Source organism: Janthinobacterium breve (genome assembly GCF_051380895.1).
Lineage (GTDB): Bacteria > Pseudomonadota > Gammaproteobacteria > Burkholderiales > Burkholderiaceae_D > Janthinobacterium.
Genome location: NZ_JBNYXY010000002.1, coordinates 148,268 through 163,091 on the forward strand (window position 1 = coordinate 148,268; position 14,824 = coordinate 163,091).

Annotated in this window: 17 protein-coding genes; 4 read left to right on the forward strand and 13 right to left on the reverse strand. The window is 63.3% G+C overall.

Features of this window, described 5'->3' with window-relative positions; translation table 11 throughout:
• Positions 1–71 precede the first annotated feature (71 nt).
• Both ACQ4W0_RS03460 and ACQ4W0_RS03465 read right to left on the reverse strand, forming a co-directional pair.
• Positions 72–1,442, reverse strand: coding sequence for a hybrid sensor histidine kinase/response regulator (locus ACQ4W0_RS03460; protein ID WP_436575507.1), 1,371 nt, complete (start codon positions 1,440–1,442; stop codon positions 72–74).
• Positions 1,443–1,605: 163 nt separating this feature from the next.
• Entirely contained in the window at positions 1,606–1,842 is a 237-nt protein-coding gene (locus ACQ4W0_RS03465; protein ID WP_282406083.1) for a hypothetical protein, read from the reverse strand.
• A gap of 324 nt (positions 1,843–2,166) precedes the next feature.
• Between ACQ4W0_RS03465 and ACQ4W0_RS03470 the strand changes: the two genes are divergently transcribed.
• The 3 genes from ACQ4W0_RS03470 (at position 2,167) to ACQ4W0_RS03480 (ending at position 3,656) form a co-directional block, all read left to right on the forward strand.
• Entirely contained in the window at positions 2,167–2,310 is a 144-nt protein-coding gene (locus tag ACQ4W0_RS03470; protein ID WP_436575508.1) for a hypothetical protein, read from the forward strand.
• Positions 2,311–2,329: 19 nt separating this feature from the next.
• On the forward strand, positions 2,330–2,572 hold the full coding sequence (locus tag ACQ4W0_RS03475; protein WP_436575509.1) for an Imm32 family immunity protein: 243 nt from the start codon (positions 2,330–2,332) through the stop codon (positions 2,570–2,572).
• Between the two features lie 88 nt (positions 2,573–2,660).
• The gene (locus tag ACQ4W0_RS03480; protein WP_436575510.1) at positions 2,661–3,656 is read left to right on the forward strand and encodes an SMP-30/gluconolactonase/LRE family protein; all 996 of its coding nucleotides are present in this window, start codon (positions 2,661–2,663) and stop codon (positions 3,654–3,656) included.
• Here ACQ4W0_RS03480 and ACQ4W0_RS03485 read toward each other — a convergent pair.
• A complete protein-coding gene (locus ACQ4W0_RS03485; protein ID WP_436575511.1) occupies positions 3,643–4,710 on the reverse strand; it encodes an SDR family oxidoreductase in 1,068 nt (355 codons plus the stop codon). The two genes, ACQ4W0_RS03480 and ACQ4W0_RS03485, sit on opposite strands and share 14 nt — an antisense overlap.
• A gap of 97 nt (positions 4,711–4,807) precedes the next feature.
• Here ACQ4W0_RS03485 and ACQ4W0_RS03490 point away from each other — a divergent pair, with 97 nt between their 5' ends.
• Positions 4,808–5,713: a LysR family transcriptional regulator gene (locus ACQ4W0_RS03490; RefSeq protein WP_436575512.1), complete on the forward strand. Its 906-nt coding sequence runs from the start codon at positions 4,808–4,810 to the stop codon at positions 5,711–5,713.
• A 3-nt stretch (positions 5,714–5,716) separates the two neighbouring features.
• On the opposite strand, the gene ACQ4W0_RS03495 is transcribed toward ACQ4W0_RS03490, so the two are convergent.
• The 10 genes from ACQ4W0_RS03495 to ACQ4W0_RS03540 all read right to left on the reverse strand — a co-directional run bounded on the left by ACQ4W0_RS03495 (position 5,717) and on the right by ACQ4W0_RS03540 (position 14,816).
• A complete protein-coding gene (locus tag ACQ4W0_RS03495) occupies positions 5,717–6,649 on the reverse strand; it encodes an ABC transporter substrate-binding protein (protein ID WP_436575830.1) in 933 nt (310 codons plus the stop codon).
• A gap of 84 nt (positions 6,650–6,733) precedes the next feature.
• On the reverse strand, positions 6,734–7,708 hold the full coding sequence (locus tag ACQ4W0_RS03500) for an ABC transporter permease (protein WP_070257549.1): 975 nt from the start codon (positions 7,706–7,708) through the stop codon (positions 6,734–6,736).
• The gene (locus ACQ4W0_RS03505; RefSeq protein ID WP_436575513.1) at positions 7,705–9,258 is read right to left on the reverse strand and encodes a sugar ABC transporter ATP-binding protein; all 1,554 of its coding nucleotides are present in this window, start codon (positions 9,256–9,258) and stop codon (positions 7,705–7,707) included. Before ACQ4W0_RS03505 ends, ACQ4W0_RS03500 begins: the two co-directional genes overlap by 4 nt.
• 81 nt (positions 9,259–9,339) lie before the next feature.
• Positions 9,340–10,206 (reverse strand): fumarylacetoacetate hydrolase family protein, encoded by an 867-nt coding sequence (locus ACQ4W0_RS03510; RefSeq protein WP_436575514.1) that lies wholly within the window; start codon positions 10,204–10,206, stop codon positions 9,340–9,342.
• A 21-nt stretch (positions 10,207–10,227) separates the two neighbouring features.
• Positions 10,228–10,983, reverse strand: coding sequence for an SDR family oxidoreductase (locus ACQ4W0_RS03515; RefSeq protein WP_436575515.1), 756 nt, complete (start codon positions 10,981–10,983; stop codon positions 10,228–10,230).
• Positions 10,984–11,064: 81 nt separating this feature from the next.
• A complete protein-coding gene (locus ACQ4W0_RS03520) occupies positions 11,065–11,379 on the reverse strand; it encodes an L-rhamnose mutarotase (protein ID WP_436575516.1) in 315 nt (104 codons plus the stop codon).
• 11 nt (positions 11,380–11,390) lie between these two features.
• The gene (locus ACQ4W0_RS03525; protein ID WP_436575517.1) at positions 11,391–12,233 is read right to left on the reverse strand and encodes an amidohydrolase family protein; all 843 of its coding nucleotides are present in this window, start codon (positions 12,231–12,233) and stop codon (positions 11,391–11,393) included.
• Positions 12,230–13,249, reverse strand: a complete 1,020-nt coding sequence (locus ACQ4W0_RS03530; protein ID WP_436575518.1) for an aldo/keto reductase — start codon at positions 13,247–13,249, stop codon at positions 12,230–12,232. The genes ACQ4W0_RS03525 and ACQ4W0_RS03530 overlap by 4 nt, the downstream gene beginning before the upstream one ends.
• Before the next feature lie 11 nt (positions 13,250–13,260).
• Positions 13,261–14,484 carry a UxaA family hydrolase gene (locus ACQ4W0_RS03535; RefSeq protein WP_436575519.1) on the reverse strand — a complete coding sequence of 408 codons (1,224 nt, stop codon included), beginning with the start codon at positions 14,482–14,484 and terminating at the stop codon, positions 13,261–13,263.
• Positions 14,481–14,816, reverse strand: a complete 336-nt coding sequence (locus ACQ4W0_RS03540) for a UxaA family hydrolase (protein ID WP_436575520.1) — start codon at positions 14,814–14,816, stop codon at positions 14,481–14,483. The genes ACQ4W0_RS03535 and ACQ4W0_RS03540 overlap by 4 nt, the downstream gene beginning before the upstream one ends.
• Positions 14,817–14,824: the final 8 nt, after the last annotated feature.

Sequence of the window (14,824 nt, forward strand, 5' to 3'; positions counted from 1 at the left end):
ATCGGATCTTTTCTCTGCGGTTTTCGGTGCATGGACCATGTTAAACAAAAGCATCAGGATTTCCTCGCCCATCAGCGCGGAACCGTTGCCGTGATTATTCTCGACAAAGCGTCGATATTGATGGGCTTTACCAGGTAGTGGTCAAACCCCGCCTGGCCAGCGCGGTCGAACTCGCCAAGCTGACTGTACCCTGACGCGGCGACAAAACACGGCAGCGGTGCCACCAAGGCCGCACGGGCCGAACTGATGACCTGGTAGCCATCCATGCCGGGCAAGCCGATATCGCACACGATCACATCGTAGGGCGCATCGAGCGCGGCGCGCAAACCGCTGGGGCCGTCATTGCGCACGTCGACATGGTGGCCGTCCTGCGTCAGCAGCAGCGCCAACATTTCCGCCGCATCGGCATTATCCTCGATCAGCAATATGCGGCGTGGCAATGCGCACGCCGCAGGTACCGCCTGCATGTCCTGCGATGGCGGCGCCAGCGACGACAAGGGCAGCTGCAAGACAAACTGGCTGCCAAAGCCGACCCCTGCGCTGAAGACATCCACGGTGCCGCCATGCAACTGGGTAATGATGCGCACCAGCGACAGGCCGATGCCCAGGCCGCCCTGCGCCCGTTCCAGCGAACGGAAGCCCTGGGTAAACAGGTCGAAGATGAAGGGCTGGATATCGAGGGCGATGCCGGCGCCATCATCGCTGACCGCAATTTCCACCAAATCATCGTGGCGCCTGACGACGATGTCGATGTGGCCAAACTCGTGCGTAAATTTGCTGGCATTGATGAGCAAGTTGGCAAACACTTGCGTCAGGCGCACCAGGTCCCCTTCGATCACCAGGGGTTCGTCCGGCAGGCTCACGCTCAGCACTTGCTGGCGTTGGCTGATGCTGGCCTGGCCAACTTCCACGGCACTGGCGAGGATGTCGCTCAGCAGGATGGGCGCCAGCTGCAAGGTGATCTTCCCGCTGCTGACGCGCGAAGCGTCGAGCAAGTCGTCGATCAGGCGTGCCATATGCGCCACCTGGCGGCCGATCACGCCATGCACATCCACCAGCTGGGGATCGAGGTCGACCTTCTTGGCCAGCAAGTCATTGGCCATCGCCAGCGGCTGCAAGGGGTTGCGCAACTCATGTGCAAGCATGGCCAGGAATTCCGTCTGGCGCAAGGTTGTCGCTTCGGCGGACGCTTGCATATCCTGCGCGCCAAACGTCGCCAGCACGAGATTTTGATTGGCTTCGCGCAACTGCATGATCAACAGGCCAAAAGCGTCGGATTTATCCTTTTCCTGTACCTGCATCTTGGCCATGATCAACAGTTGATTGATCGTCTCGCGCAGCAGCTTGACTTCGCGGCTATGCAAGGCATGCAGATTTAGCTCGGAGGGCAACTGCTGGGCGGGCGCATCCTCAGGATCCGGCGAGAGTGCTGTGTGGTGCATGGTGACGGTGTGCGGCCTGTGGGGGCCGGCCTCAAGGACAACTCTTCGTTCCGCGGCGTTCACTCAGGCATCGCCGCGCACGCCAGCTCGATTGCTGCATACGGTGTATTTCTCTCTGGCCAAACACGATACTCTATTTACCTTACGAAATGAAAGCATTACATTACTTATCGTCAACAGTGCGCAGGGGTAGCACGTAATTGGCCAGCTGCCACCCCATGGCCAGGGCCGATTGCTCCGCTTCGTGCTGCGTGCTGCGATTTTCCAGATTGGCTTGCCGCACATCTTCAAAGCCGCACTTGCTCAGCACCAACTGTCCCTGCCAGCACCCCTCGGGCAGTTCGCAGGCGTAGGCCGAGATCAGGAACCCATTATGGGTGGTGGGATTCGCATAGGACATGATGCCTCCGTAGGATGGCCAGCGACGCAGTGAACAGACACCACGGTCATCATTGCAGTATAGTCAGACTGAGTGTAACCGCAATGGGGCTCGAAGTAAGCGCAATCCGGCTCGAATTCCATTTAAATCAACTACATACGCATCAGGCCGCCTGACGGAATGGTCGCGCGCGTGCATTGGTAATATGTTGCATTCCGTGCAAAAATGCGCCTGTCGCAACCCTCCCCCGCATTGCCATATGGACCAATACCATTTCCTCGTCGGCGAACTCACCCAAGATAGCTACTTCATTCCCGGCGCGGCTCGCTCGATCATGGCGATTATGTGTACGGTTACAGCGAAACCCTGGGCTATGGCAGCGGCTGCGCACGACGGCAAGACACGCTGGTTTTAAGTGGCGAAGAACAAGCCGCCGCCCGCGCCGACCTGCTCGCGCACGCCATGCTGGGTTCCCACATCGACAATTAACAATTGACAATTGACACCCATGACAACACACCTTTCCCTGCACTGCTATCTGCAAGACGCGCCGTCCGAACGCCCTCTGCCCTGCTCCGACGTCACCATCCACGCCGACCCCGCCACCCTGCGCGCCATAGCCCATTTTCTGCTGGCCAGCGCCGACGAATTTGATCTGGCACAAGAACGCGCCGGCATGCACGCGCATTTGCAGGATGCATGGGCTGACTGGCAGGATGACTTTCCCGACCTGGTCGTGGTGGCGGCCTAGGGTGGCGGCCTGGGGTGAGGCTTAGACTGGCGCCCCGGCTGGCGCGCGTCGGGTAACATACGCCACCCTTGCCATACAGAGAGCCTTGATGTCCGATTCCCGAAACGCCCTGCCCTGGCTGCGCACCGCCGTGCTGGCCGCCGCGCTGGCCAACCTGTCCGCCTGCGCCAGCCCGCCCGCGCACGAAGCGCTGTTCCTCACCACCACCTTCACGCCCGCGCATTCCTTCACCAAGGGTATCGAAGGCCCGGCCGTCGATGCGGATGGCAATATCTATGCCGTCAACTTTGCGCGCCAGCAAACCATCGGCAAGGTGCGTCCCGATGGCAGCGGCGAGGTGTGGATGAGCCTGCCCGGCACCAGCATCGCCAACGGCATCCGCTTCGGCAGCCGGGGGCAGATGTATGTGGCCGACTACATGGAACACACGATCTACTTGGTCGATCCGGCCACGCGCACGCTGTCCATCCACGCGCACGAGCCGCGCATGACGCAACCGAACGATATCGCCATCACGGCCGATGACGTGCTGTATGCGAGCGACCCGAACTGGAAGGAAAACACGGGCCACGTGTGGCGCATCGCGGCCGATGGCACGGTGACGCTGGCGCTCGACACCATGGGCACGGCCAACGGCATCGAAGTGAGCCCGGACGGCAAGATTTTGTATGTGAATGAAAGCGTGCAGCGCAATATCTGGATATATGACATCGCCGCAGATGGCAGCCTGAGCGGCAAGCGCCTGCTGATCAAGTTTGACGATTTCGGCATGGATGGCATGCGCGTGGACGTCGATGGCAACCTGTACGTGACGCGCTACGGCAAGGGCAGCGTGATCAAACTGTCGCCGCAGGGCCGCATCCTGCGCGAGATCAGCGTGCCCGGCGCCAAGCCCAGCAACATCACCTTTGGCGGCCCCGATGGACGCACGGCGTATGTGACGGAAGTGGTGCAGGGACGCCTGCTGCAATTTCGCGTCGACCGCCCGGGCCTGGAATGGCAGCGGGCGCAGCAACACAAGAGCAATGCGGCGGCAGCGGCAGCCCCGCCACCGGCCGCAGCGGAGCAGGTCAGCGCGGAATGACGCGCTCCGCCTTCAACTTTTCGAACAGATTGAAGAAGGCATCCTGCGTATCCTGGTAATCAAGAAAGCCCGCCTTGCGGCTCTTGCCCATGTCCGTCATCACTTCCATCGGCCGTCCCAGGTCGGCATCCGTATGCCACCAGGAGGCGAGGCGGCCGATGTCCGTTTCCACCAGATCATGCTGCTGCGCGATGGTACGCCATTGCGCGGGCGCATCCTGCATGCGGTCGGCCAGCGGCGCCATGGTCACGGGCAAGTCCTCCGCTGCCACGCCGAAGTACGCGGCCAGGCGCGGCCACAACCACTTCCAGCGGAACACGTCGCCATTGACGATATTAAAATCTTCATTGCGCGCGGCGGGGCTGTCAGCCGCCCACGCCAGGTGGCGCGCAATCTGGCCCGCGTCCGTCATGTCGGACAAGCCATGCCACTGCGCGGGCGAACCGGGAAAGACGAAGGGCTGGCTGCTGGCCTTGCACAAATTCGCGTACACGGCCAGGGTCAGGCCCATGTTCATGGCATTGCCCAGCGCGTAGCCGATGATGGTGTGCGGGCGGTGCACGCTCCACGTAAAACCGTACTGGGCGGCCGCTGCGAACAGGCGGTCTTCCTGTGCATAGTAAAAATTCTCGACGTCCTGGCGGCCCTGCTCTTCGCGGAACGGCGTGACGGGCACTGCTCCTTGTCCATACGCCTCGAACGGCCCCAGATAGTGCTTGAGGCCCGTTACCAGCGCCGCATGGCGCAGGTGGCCAGATGGCCCCAGCGCGGCCAGCACATTGGCCACCATGGCGCCGTTGACGCGGATATTTTCCTGCTCGTTGGCCTGGCGCGCCCAGGCCGTGAAGAAGACGTGGCTGGCGTCCAGGCCGGCCAGGGCGGCGGCGACAGCCGCGCCATCCGTCGCATCGAGCGGCAGCGCTACGCAGCCGGCGGGCACTGGCGTGCGGCCGCGCGAGACGCCCGTCACCTGCCAGCCTTGCGCCAACAGATGCGTGGCCAGCTTGCTGCCGATGACGCCGCTGGCGCCGATGATGAGAGCGTGTTTTTGCATGAGAGAGTGCCTCCGAAAGAAAAATCCATCATATCCGCGACACCAATTCTTATCCGCGATACTATTTCACCTTATTCATGAATAAAATTCGCGAATCATGTTTTCATCGGAACATTTGAAAGGCCTCACACCCTTCCTCGCCACGGCCGACGCGGGTAGTTTTACCAGGGCGGCCGAACGCCTGCACCTGAGCAGCTCGGCTGTCAGCAAGAGCGTCGCGCGCCTCGAAGAACGGCTGGGCGTGCTGCTGTTCGAGCGCAGCACCCGCCGGCTGAAACTGAGCGACGCTGGCCGCGCCTATTACGCCACCTGCAAGCGCGTGCTGCAAGAACTGATGGACGCGGAAGAGGTGCTGGGCGAACAGGCGACGGAACTGGCGGGCAAGGTGCGCATCGGCGTGCCGGCCTCGTATGGCCGCATGCGCGTGATGCCGGCGCTGATTGATCTGTGCGAAAAATATCCCCAGTTGCAGCCGTCGATCGCCTTCAGCGACCGCTTCGTCGACCTGTTCGAGGAGCGCATCGATATCGCCGTGCGCATCGGCGCGCCGGGCAGCTGGTCACAAACGCTGGGGCAGATGCAGTTAGGCGAAGAGCGCCTGATCTTTTGCGCGGCGCCCGCCTACCTGGCGCGGCGCGGCACGCCCGCGTCCATCGCCGATCTCGATGGCCACGATTGCATCGCCTACGGACGCGGCGACGGCACGGCGGCGCCGTGGCTGTTTGCCGGCGAGAACGGGGTGGAGCGGCGCGCGGTCCATCCACGCCTGACGGTGGGTGACGCCGAGGCGCAGACGGCCGCCGTGCTGGCCGGCCTGGGCATCGCGCAGCAGGCGACCTGGCTGGTGCAGGAGCACCTGGCCAGCGGCGCCATCGTCGAAGTACTGCCTGCCTGCGCCACGCCAGGCTTGCCCCTTTCCCTGGCGTGGCCGCTGGCGCGCCAGCTGACTGCGAAGACCGGCACGCTGCTCAAGGAATTGAAGCAGCGCCTGACGATCAGCTGATCCTCAATATAAAACGTTCTTCGCTTCCGGCAGGTCGACATTGGCCTTGGTGACGATCACCACGCCCGTGTTGACGAACGGCGCGACCTTCTTGCCTTCGATCAGGCTGACCAGGGTTTTCACGCCCAGCGCGCCCATCGAGTACGAGCCCTGCACGGCGGTCGCATACAGGGTGCCGTCCTTGACGAAGTTTTTCAGATCTTCATTGCCGTCGAAGCCCACGGCGATCACCTTGCCGGCCTTGCCCGCCTGCGCGATGGCGCGGCCCATGCCCACGGCTGTCGGCTCGTTCGCGCCGAAGATGCCCTTCAGGTCAGGGTTCGATGCCAGCACGTCGGTCGTCTGGTTCAGCGCCGTGGCCATCTGCGACTGCGAATAATACGTGCCGACGATCTGCAGCTGCGAGTTCTTTTCAATATAGCGCTTGAAGCCGCCCACCCTGCCCGTCTCTGAACCGGCGCCGGCCACATACGACATGACGGCGATCTTGCCCGTCTTGCCGACCTGCGAAATGAGGGCCTTGGCGCTTTGCTCGCCGGCCGCTTCATTGTCGGTCGACAGGAAGGACTGGTAGTAGCGCTTGCCGCTCTCGGCCACCAGCGAATCGATCAGCACGACGGGAATCTTCGCTTCCCACGCCTTCTTCAGGGCCGGCACCAGCGCGTCCGGGTCCGACGCGGCCAGCACGATGCCGGCCACTTTGCGCGTGACGGCGTTTTCCACCATGCTGACCTGGTCGGCAATGGCCGATTCCGATGCAGGCCCCTGGAAGGTCAGGCTGTAGCCCTTGGCATCGGCGGCGCTGGCCGTGGCGCCCTTCTTGACGTTTTGCCAGTAGTTGGAATTGGTCGTCTTGACGATCACGGCGATCTCGCCCGGGGCGGCGAAGGCAGCGCTGGAACTCAGGGCAAATGCTGCGGTCGACAGACCGAGCAAGATGGTGTTGAAGGCTTTGAAGGTTTTCATTGTCGTCCTCATTTAATTATAGATTTATGGGTGTGACTACTTTCAGCTACTGCTTCAGGCGCGGTTGCGCTTCTGATCGATCCAGACGGTCAGCAAGATGACCAGTCCGATAATGATTTGCTGGATAAAGCTCGATACGCCGTTCATGTTCAAGCCGTTACGCAGGATGCCGATGACGAAGGAACCGATGACGGTGCCGGAAATGGTGCCGATGCCGCCGATCAGCGAGGCGCCGCCGATCACGGCGCTGGCGATCGCATCGAGTTCGTACATCACGCCTTCGTTCGGCTGCGCCGTCACCAGGCGCGACATCAGCACGCAGCCCGTCAAGCCAGACAAAGCGCCGGACAAGGTGTACACCAGCAGGGTCACGCGGCCCACCTTCACGCCCGACAGGCGCGCCGCTTCCGCATTCGAACCCACCGCATAGATATGCCGGCCAAAGGTGGTGCGGCTGAGCATGATGGAGACGGCCACCGCGATCACCACCATCAGTACCACCGGATACGGAATGCCAGGGAAGACGACTTCGGGAAAGGTGCCGCCCGTGTCGCGCTCGATGCGCCACAGCACGCCGTTACCCAGTTCGCCGAACGAATCGCCCAGGCCGGAAATGGCGCGCGCGCCCGTCACCTGCAGCGCCAGGCCGCGCGCGATCAGCATCATGCCGAGCGTGGCGATGAAGGGCGGCAGTTTCAACTGCGTGATGCAAAAGCCGTTGACGGCGCCGCACATGGCGCCCACCACGACGCCGCCCAGCATGGCGACCGGCACGGGCACGCCGCTCTTGACCAGCAGCGCGGCGGCCACGCCGGCCAGCGCCAGCACGGAGCCGGAACTCAGGTCGATGCCGCCCGTGATGATGACGCAGGTGGCGGCAATGCCCAGGTAGGCGATCGACGTGACTTGCAAGGCCACGCTCATACCGTTGCTGACGGAGAAAAAGGCGTTGCTGGTCAGGGAAAACACCAGCAACAACAGCGACAGGCTGCCCAGCGCGGCGAATTTTTGTATCAGTTCTTTATTCATTTTTTTAAGCTTTCTGTTTTTGTGACTGCCGCCTGGCCAAGGGTGGAACTGACTACGCGCCCCGACGCCAGTTGCATGATCTCTTCCTGTGACGACTCGCGCGTATTGACGATGCCGCTGATGCGCCCTTCATGGAACACGGCCACCCGGTCCGTCATGCCCATGATCTCGGGCAGCTCGGACGTGATGAGCACCACGCCGATGCCTTCCGACGCGAGCTTGTCGAGCAACTGGTAGATGGCGAACTTGGCCCCCACGTCGATGCCGCGCGTGGGTTCGTCGAAAAAGATGATTTTCGATTCGCGGTACAGCCATTTGCTGATGACGATCTTTTGCTGGTTGCCGCCGGAGAGGTTGCGCGCGATCTGTTTCGAGGTCGGCGTCTTGATGCCCAGCGCCGCGATATACTGCTGCGCCACAGCCTCTTCCCTGGCGAAATCGATGAAGCCGAAACGGTTCGCCAGCCCAGATACATTAGTCAAGGTCAGGTTGGCCGCCACCGACATGCGGATCGCCAGGCCGTGGCTCTTGCGGTCTTCCGACAGGTAGGCGATGCCGTGTCCGATAGCGTCGATGGGACTGGCGATCGTCACTTCCATGTCGCCCAGATGGATCGCGCCACCGGTGAGCGGGTCTGCGCCGAAGATGGCGCGCGCCACTTCCGTGCGTCCCGCGCCCATCAGGCCGGAAAAGCCGAGGATCTCGCCGCGCCGCAAATCAAAGCTCAGCGGGCCGAACACGTCCTTGCGGTGCAAATCGGTCACGCGCAGCAGCACGTCATCGGTCGGCGTCGAGACGCGGTCGGGAAACTTTTCGTCGAGGGTGCGGCCCACCATCTTTGCCACGATGGCGTCCAGCGTGGTGGCGGCAAAATCGTCGGTGCAGACGAATTTCCCGTCGCGCAGCACCGTCACCCTGTCGATGATGTGCTGCATCTCCTCGAGGCGGTGCGAGATGTAGACCACGCTCACGCCGTTGCGCTTGAGTTCATTGATGATGTCGAACAGCTGGCCCGTCTCGCTTTCCGTCAGCGAGGACGTGGGCTCGTCCATGATCAGCACTTCCGTATTGAGCGACAGCGCCTTGGCGATTTCCACCATCTGCTGCTGCGCACAGGACAGGTTCTTGACCAGCTGGCGCGGGTCGATGCGCAGTTTTAAACGATCCAGCAGCGCCTGCGCGTCGGCGTGCATTTTTTTGCGGTCGATAAAAATGCCGCGCACCGGTTCGCGCGCCAGGAAAATATTCTCCGCCACGCTCAAGTGCGGGATCAAATTCAGTTCCTGGTGGATGATGGCGATGCCGGCCGCCTCCGCATCCACGCTGCAGGCAAAACTGCACACCTTGCCCTTGTAGACCAGTTCCCCCTCGTCGGCCTGGTATACGCCACTCATCACCTTCATCAGGGTGGACTTGCCGGCGCCGTTTTCGCCGCACAGCGCATGCGCCTCGCCCTTGCGCAGGCTGAAACTGACGTTATCGAGCGCCAGCACGCCGGGAAAGCGCTTGCTGACCTTGTTCAGCGCCAGTATCTCTTCGGATTGAATCATGGTGTGTCTCCTCCACTCCACTGCCATAGGCCGGCACGCCGATGTCTGAGCATCTTGGCGGCGTGTCGGTCTGTCACTCGTTTAACTGTCGATCAGTTCCGGATTCCAGGCATGCACAGTCTGCCGCTGTTCACCCAGGCCACTGATCCCCAGGCGCATGGTGTCGCCCGGTTTCAGGTAGACGGCCGACGGTTTCTGCCCCATGCCTACGCCCGGCGGCGTGCCGGTGCTGATGATGTCGCCCGGGTACAAGGTCATGAAACGGCTGATGTAGCTGACCAGGTTGGCCACTCCGAAGACCATCGTTTTGGTATTGCCGTCCTGGACGCGCTTGCCGTTGACTTCCAGCCACAGGCCCAGGTTTTGCGGGTCCGCCACTTCGTCGGCCGTCACCAGCCACGGGCCGATCGGGCCGAAGGTGTCGCAGCCCTTGCCCTTGTCCCACTGGCCGCCGCGCTCCAGCTGGTATTCACGTTCGGACACGTCATTGACGACGCAGTAGCCGGCCACGTGCGACAGTGCATCCGCTTCCGATACATAGCGCGCGGTGGTGCCGATCACCACGCCCAGCTCCACTTCCCAGTCGCTTTTCTTCGAGTCCTGCGGCATCACCACGGCGTCATTGGCGCCAATGATGGCGCTGGTGGCCTTCATGAACAGCACCGGCTCCGGCGGCACGGCCATGCCCGACTCGGCCGCATGGTCGGCATAGTTCAGGCCCACGCACAGGAACTTGCCCACGCCCTTCCACGGCGGCGCGATGCGGCCGGGATGGGCCACCACCGGCAGGCTGGCGATATCGAGGGCCGCCAAGATCGCCAGGCCATCCTTGCCCAGGGTCGCGCCCGTGATATCCGACAGCATGCCGGACAGATCGCGCACGGCGCCGTTGGCATCGATCAGTCCAGGTTTTTCAGCGCCCTTGGCGCCATAACGCATCAGTTTCATGTGGTTCTCTCGTTGTAGTAATCAGTTGGACCAGCCACCGTCGATGACGTGCGTCATGCCGGTGGTGAAGGCGGATTCGTCGGAGGCCAGATACACAGCCAGGGCGGCGATTTCATCGGCCTTGCCGACGCGGCCCATCGGCTGGCGCGCGACAAACGCGGCCTGCACTTCAGCGATGCTCACGCCTGTCGTTGACGCCTGGGCGGCAATGCGTTCCTTCAGCGAGGGCGACTCGATGGTGCCGGGACAGATCGCATTGCAGCGGATGCCGCGCGTGACGAAATCCGCCGCCACCGACTTGGTCATGCCCACCACGGCCGCCTTCGAGGTGCCGTAGATAAAGCGGTTCGGCGCCCCCTTCACACTCGACGCCACCGACGACATATTGACGATGGAGCCGGCGCCCCTGGCCAGCATGCCGGGCAGCACGGCGCGCATCAGCCGGTACATGGAGCGGGCGTTGATGTCGAAGGAACGGTCCCAGGCAGCATCGTCGCATTCCAGGATAGTGCCGCCATCGACGAAGCCCGCGCAGTTGAACAGGATATCGACAGGGCCGATCTCGTCGGCCAGCGCGATGATCGCCGCGCCATCGGTCACGTCAAGCAGGCGGATGGCGCAACCCGTCGCCTCTTTCAGCGCGTCGAGCTGCGCCTGGTTGATATCGGTGGCGATCACCGTGGCGCCTTCGCGCACGAATGCTTCGGCCGTGGCCCGGCCGATGCCCTGGCCTGCGGCGGTGAGCAGGGCGATTTTGCCTTGTAGTCTGGCGGTCATTTCATCTCCATATTTTTATACTTTCAACCCAACACCTTAAGTACTGGGGTCAGACCCGGCGGGTCTGACCCTGGATTTTTGCTAACTAAGGTAAAAAACCTGCTCCATCATCGCCCAATGCTCGCCCTCGGCGCGTGAGGCCAGGGGCAGCTGGCATGGGGCGCAGAAGGTCCACCAACGCTGCGTTTCAGGGTCGGCGGCGATGGCCGCCATGTCGGCTTCAAAATCCTCGCCGTGGTATTCCCAGTAGCCGAACAGCAGGTTTTCCGGCTGGCGCAGGAAGATCGAATAATTGCTGACATGCGCGGCTGCCAGCCTTGCCAGCACTTGTGGCCAGACCGCGGCATGCAGGGTTTTGTATTCCGCGATGCGCTCCGGCGCGATGCCGATGACCATGCCCATTCTTTTCATGGCGTTTCCTGGTTGATGTCGTAAAAGCGCAGTGCATTGAGGCCAAAAATATCGTTCCTGTCCTGCTGCCCCAGATGCGCCAGCAGTGCTTCGCTGGCGGCCAGCCACGCCGCATAGCCACCGGCCAGGTCCACCACGGGCCAATCGCTGCCCCAGATCACGCGCCGGGGACCGAATACATCCAGCACGTGCCGTACATACGGCTGCAAATCGTCCACGCGCCAGCCGGGCCGCGCTTCCGTCACCAGCCCGGACAGCTTGCAGTGCACGTTCGGCAGCGCGGCCAGCTGCGCCATGTCTTCGCGCCAGTGGCCGAAGGCGGCATCGGCAATCGGCGGCTTGGCCGCATGGTCGATCACGATGGGAAGCAGCGGATAATCGCGCGCGCAATGCAGCAGCGCGGGCAAGTGGCGCGGCAGCACCAGCGCGTCCAGCCGCAAGCCGTGTTCCAGCATGGCCGTCAAAGCCGGCGCCAGCGCGGGATCGGCGATCCATGCATCGTCTTCGAGTTCCTGCAGCATGGGCCGCAAGCCTTTCAGCTTCGGTTGCGACGCCAGGCGGGCGATATTGGCCGGCGCGTCAAGCGCCAGCAAATCGCTCCAGCCGACGACGGCGCGAATGAAGCTGCTTTTTTCGGAGAGCGCCAGCAGCCAGTGCGTATCGTCTTCGGACGGCAGGGACTGCACCAACACGGTTCCAGCTATGCCGTGTGCGGCAAGCAGGGGCGCCAGGTCGGCGGGCGCAAAATCGCGGTGGATGGCGGCCAGGGATGGCGGCGGCCAGTTGCCGACACGCGCGGCCAGCTGCCAGAAGTGCTGGTGGGCGTCGATGCGCATCATGCTGCCACTCCCGCAGGCAGCGGCGCGCGCGCATCGAGCAGGTCCGCTTCCCGCAGCGCCAGCCACAGGGCGTCGGGCAGCGGTGTGGCGAACCAGGCCAGGTTTTGGCGCAGCTGCGCCAGGTCCTGGCCGCCCGGGATGCAGGAAGCGACGGCCGGATGGGCCAGCGGAAACTGCAGTGCCGCGGCCTGCAGCGGCACGCCAAAGTCGCGGCAGACGGCGTCCAGACGCGCCACGCGCTTGAGTATCGCGGCCGGCGCATCGGCGTAATTGAATTTGCCGTTCCCGGCCAGCACGCCCGAATTGAACGGGCCGCCGATCACGATGGCGTTGCCGCGCTCCACGCACAGGTCCAGCAGCGGCGACAGCGATGCCTGCTCCAGCAAGGTGTAGCGGCCTGCCAGCAAGGTGCAATCGAGGTCAAATTCCGCCATCGCCCGCAGCACGGCGTCGCATTCGTTGACGCCCAGGCCCACGGCTTTCACCTGGCCGCTGGCGCGCAGCTGGTCCAGCGCGCGAAAGCCGCCACCGGCCGTCAGCTGGCGCCAGTATTGCTGATCGTGTTCGCCATGCGTGACCTTGCCGATATCGTGCACGAACAGGATGTCGATGCGATCCAGCCCCAGTCGCTGCAGGCTGTCGTCGTGCGAACGCAGCACGCCGTCATACGTATAGTCGTAACGGGGGCGGAACGGCAGCGGCGCGGCAAAGCCGTCGTCGCCGGGGTGCACGGAGGCGTCGGGCCGCATCAACCGTCCCACCTTGGTGCTGATCACAAATGCATTGCGGGGCCGCTCGCGCAGCGCCGCGCCCAGCCGGTGTTCGGACTGGGTATAGCCATAGAACGGTGCCGTGTCGAAGAAGCGCACGCCGGCATCCCAGGCGCCATCGAGCGTAGCGCGCGCCTGCGCGTCGCTGAGCGGCTGGTACAGGCCGCCCAGCGGCGCGCAGCCCATGCCGATGCAGGGCAGTGACAGACCACTACGCGGCAAGGTACGCAATTGTGTGACATCCATGAATTCAGCCCTCAAGCAGCGCGCAGCGGGAAGCAACCTGGCCCCACCGCGTCGAATTGTTTATAGGTCAGCACGAATTCCTGGTGGCCCAGGTCTTCCGAGCGGCTCAGTTCTCCGTTGGCCACGTTCAGCACGGCGGCAACGATCTCGGCGCCCACTTCTTCCAGCGTGGCCTCGCCCGTGAGGATCTTGCCGGCGTTGATATCCATGTCGTCGGCCAGGCGCTCGAAGGTTTGCGGATTGGCGCACACCTTGATGACGGGCGAAATCGCCGAGCCCACCACGGAGCCGCGGCCCGTGGTAAACAAGGTGATGTGGGCGCCGCAGGAAATGAGTTCGACGATTTCCGCGTTGTCCGACACGTTCGGAAAACCGAAGCGCGGCTCGCCGTCCGGCACCACGTCGAGCAGGTACAGGCCGCCGCCGGCCGGCTGGTCGCCCGGTTTCAAAATACCGACGATGGGCGAGGAACCGCTCTTGGCGTAGGCGCCCAGCGACTTTTCTTCCTGCGTGGTGAGGCCGCCATCGGCGTTGCCCGGCGAGAAGCTGCCATGGCCCATGATGGTGTAGTAGCGGGCCGCCTTGGCCACGGTTTCGACGATGGCATTGCCCAGCTCCGGGCTGACGGCGCGCCGCTGCATGTGGTATTCGCAGCCCACCAGTTCGCCCGTCTCTTCGAAGATGCAGGGGCTGCCGGCCGCGATCAGGGTGTCGAAAGCCACGCCGACGGCCGGGTTGGCGCTGATGCCGCTGGTGCTGTCGGAGCCGCCGCAGATGGTGGCGACGACCAGTTCATCGATCCCCATCGGCACGCGCTCCTGCTGCGCCAGGTGTTCCAACGCCCAGCCTATCCATTCCGTGCCGCTGCGCACGCTGGGACGCGTGCCGCTGTTTTCCTGGATGGTGATCGTGTGGACGGGACGGTCGCTGTCGGCCACCGCGCTGGAGAGTCCATATTTATTGAAACCTTCGCAGCCCAGCGATACCAGCAGCACGGCGCCCACGTTCGGATGCGTCAGCAAACGGCGCATCACCTGGTCCGCGTATTCGTTCGGGAAGCAGCCCGTAAAACCGATCAGGTGCACGGGCTGGCCGGGAAAGGCGTTGACCATCAGACGCGCCACGTGGTGCGCGCATTCGACCATATAGGCCACCACCACGATATTGCGGATGCCCTTGCGGCCATCGGCGCGCAGGTAGCCCGACAGGGCGGGTGTCGTTACGGGAGCGTTCATGCTTGATCGTCCTTGTCCAGGAAATGGTGGCCGTCCTGGCCCAGGGTAAACGTGGGGATGTAATCGCTTGCCAGGTTGTGCGTATGGATATGCTCGCCGATGGCGACGGGGGCGGTAATGCTGCCGATCAGGGCGCCGTAGCGCAGTACCTTGTCGCCCACGGCCAGCGCGCGGCGCGCCACCTTGTGGCCGATCAGGATGTTTTGCGCCAGGGTGACGGACTGGCCATCGATGGCGACGATGTCGCCGCAGGCCAGGGCTGTCCTGGCGATCAGGCAGTTATCCTCGGGCGACATCAACAGCAGGCTGGCAGGCTGGGAAGCGAGGCTCATGGCGCACC

Coding starts and splice junctions, on each gene's coding strand:
- ACQ4W0_RS03460 (WP_436575507.1), bottom strand. CDS start 1,442: ATGCACCACACAGCACTCTCGCCGGATCCTGAGGATGCGCCCGCCCAG.
- ACQ4W0_RS03465 (WP_282406083.1), bottom strand. CDS start 1,842: ATGTCCTATGCGAATCCCACCACCCATAATGGGTTCCTGATCTCGGCC.
- ACQ4W0_RS03475 (WP_436575509.1), top strand. CDS start 2,330: ATGACAACACACCTTTCCCTGCACTGCTATCTGCAAGACGCGCCGTCC.
- ACQ4W0_RS03480 (WP_436575510.1), top strand. CDS start 2,661: ATGTCCGATTCCCGAAACGCCCTGCCCTGGCTGCGCACCGCCGTGCTG.
- ACQ4W0_RS03485 (WP_436575511.1), bottom strand. CDS start 4,710: ATGCAAAAACACGCTCTCATCATCGGCGCCAGCGGCGTCATCGGCAGC.
- ACQ4W0_RS03490 (WP_436575512.1), top strand. CDS start 4,808: ATGTTTTCATCGGAACATTTGAAAGGCCTCACACCCTTCCTCGCCACG.
- ACQ4W0_RS03500 (WP_070257549.1), bottom strand. CDS start 7,708: ATGAATAAAGAACTGATACAAAAATTCGCCGCGCTGGGCAGCCTGTCG.
- ACQ4W0_RS03505 (WP_436575513.1), bottom strand. CDS start 9,258: ATGATTCAATCCGAAGAGATACTGGCGCTGAACAAGGTCAGCAAGCGC.
- ACQ4W0_RS03510 (WP_436575514.1), bottom strand. CDS start 10,206: ATGAAACTGATGCGTTATGGCGCCAAGGGCGCTGAAAAACCTGGACTG.
- ACQ4W0_RS03515 (WP_436575515.1), bottom strand. CDS start 10,983: ATGACCGCCAGACTACAAGGCAAAATCGCCCTGCTCACCGCCGCAGGC.
- ACQ4W0_RS03520 (WP_436575516.1), bottom strand. CDS start 11,379: ATGGTCATCGGCATCGCGCCGGAGCGCATCGCGGAATACAAAACCCTG.
- ACQ4W0_RS03525 (WP_436575517.1), bottom strand. CDS start 12,233: ATGATGCGCATCGACGCCCACCAGCACTTCTGGCAGCTGGCCGCGCGT.
- ACQ4W0_RS03530 (WP_436575518.1), bottom strand. CDS start 13,249: ATGGATGTCACACAATTGCGTACCTTGCCGCGTAGTGGTCTGTCACTG.
- ACQ4W0_RS03535 (WP_436575519.1), bottom strand. CDS start 14,484: ATGAACGCTCCCGTAACGACACCCGCCCTGTCGGGCTACCTGCGCGCC.
- ACQ4W0_RS03540 (WP_436575520.1), bottom strand. CDS start 14,816: ATGAGCCTCGCTTCCCAGCCTGCCAGCCTGCTGTTGATGTCGCCCGAG.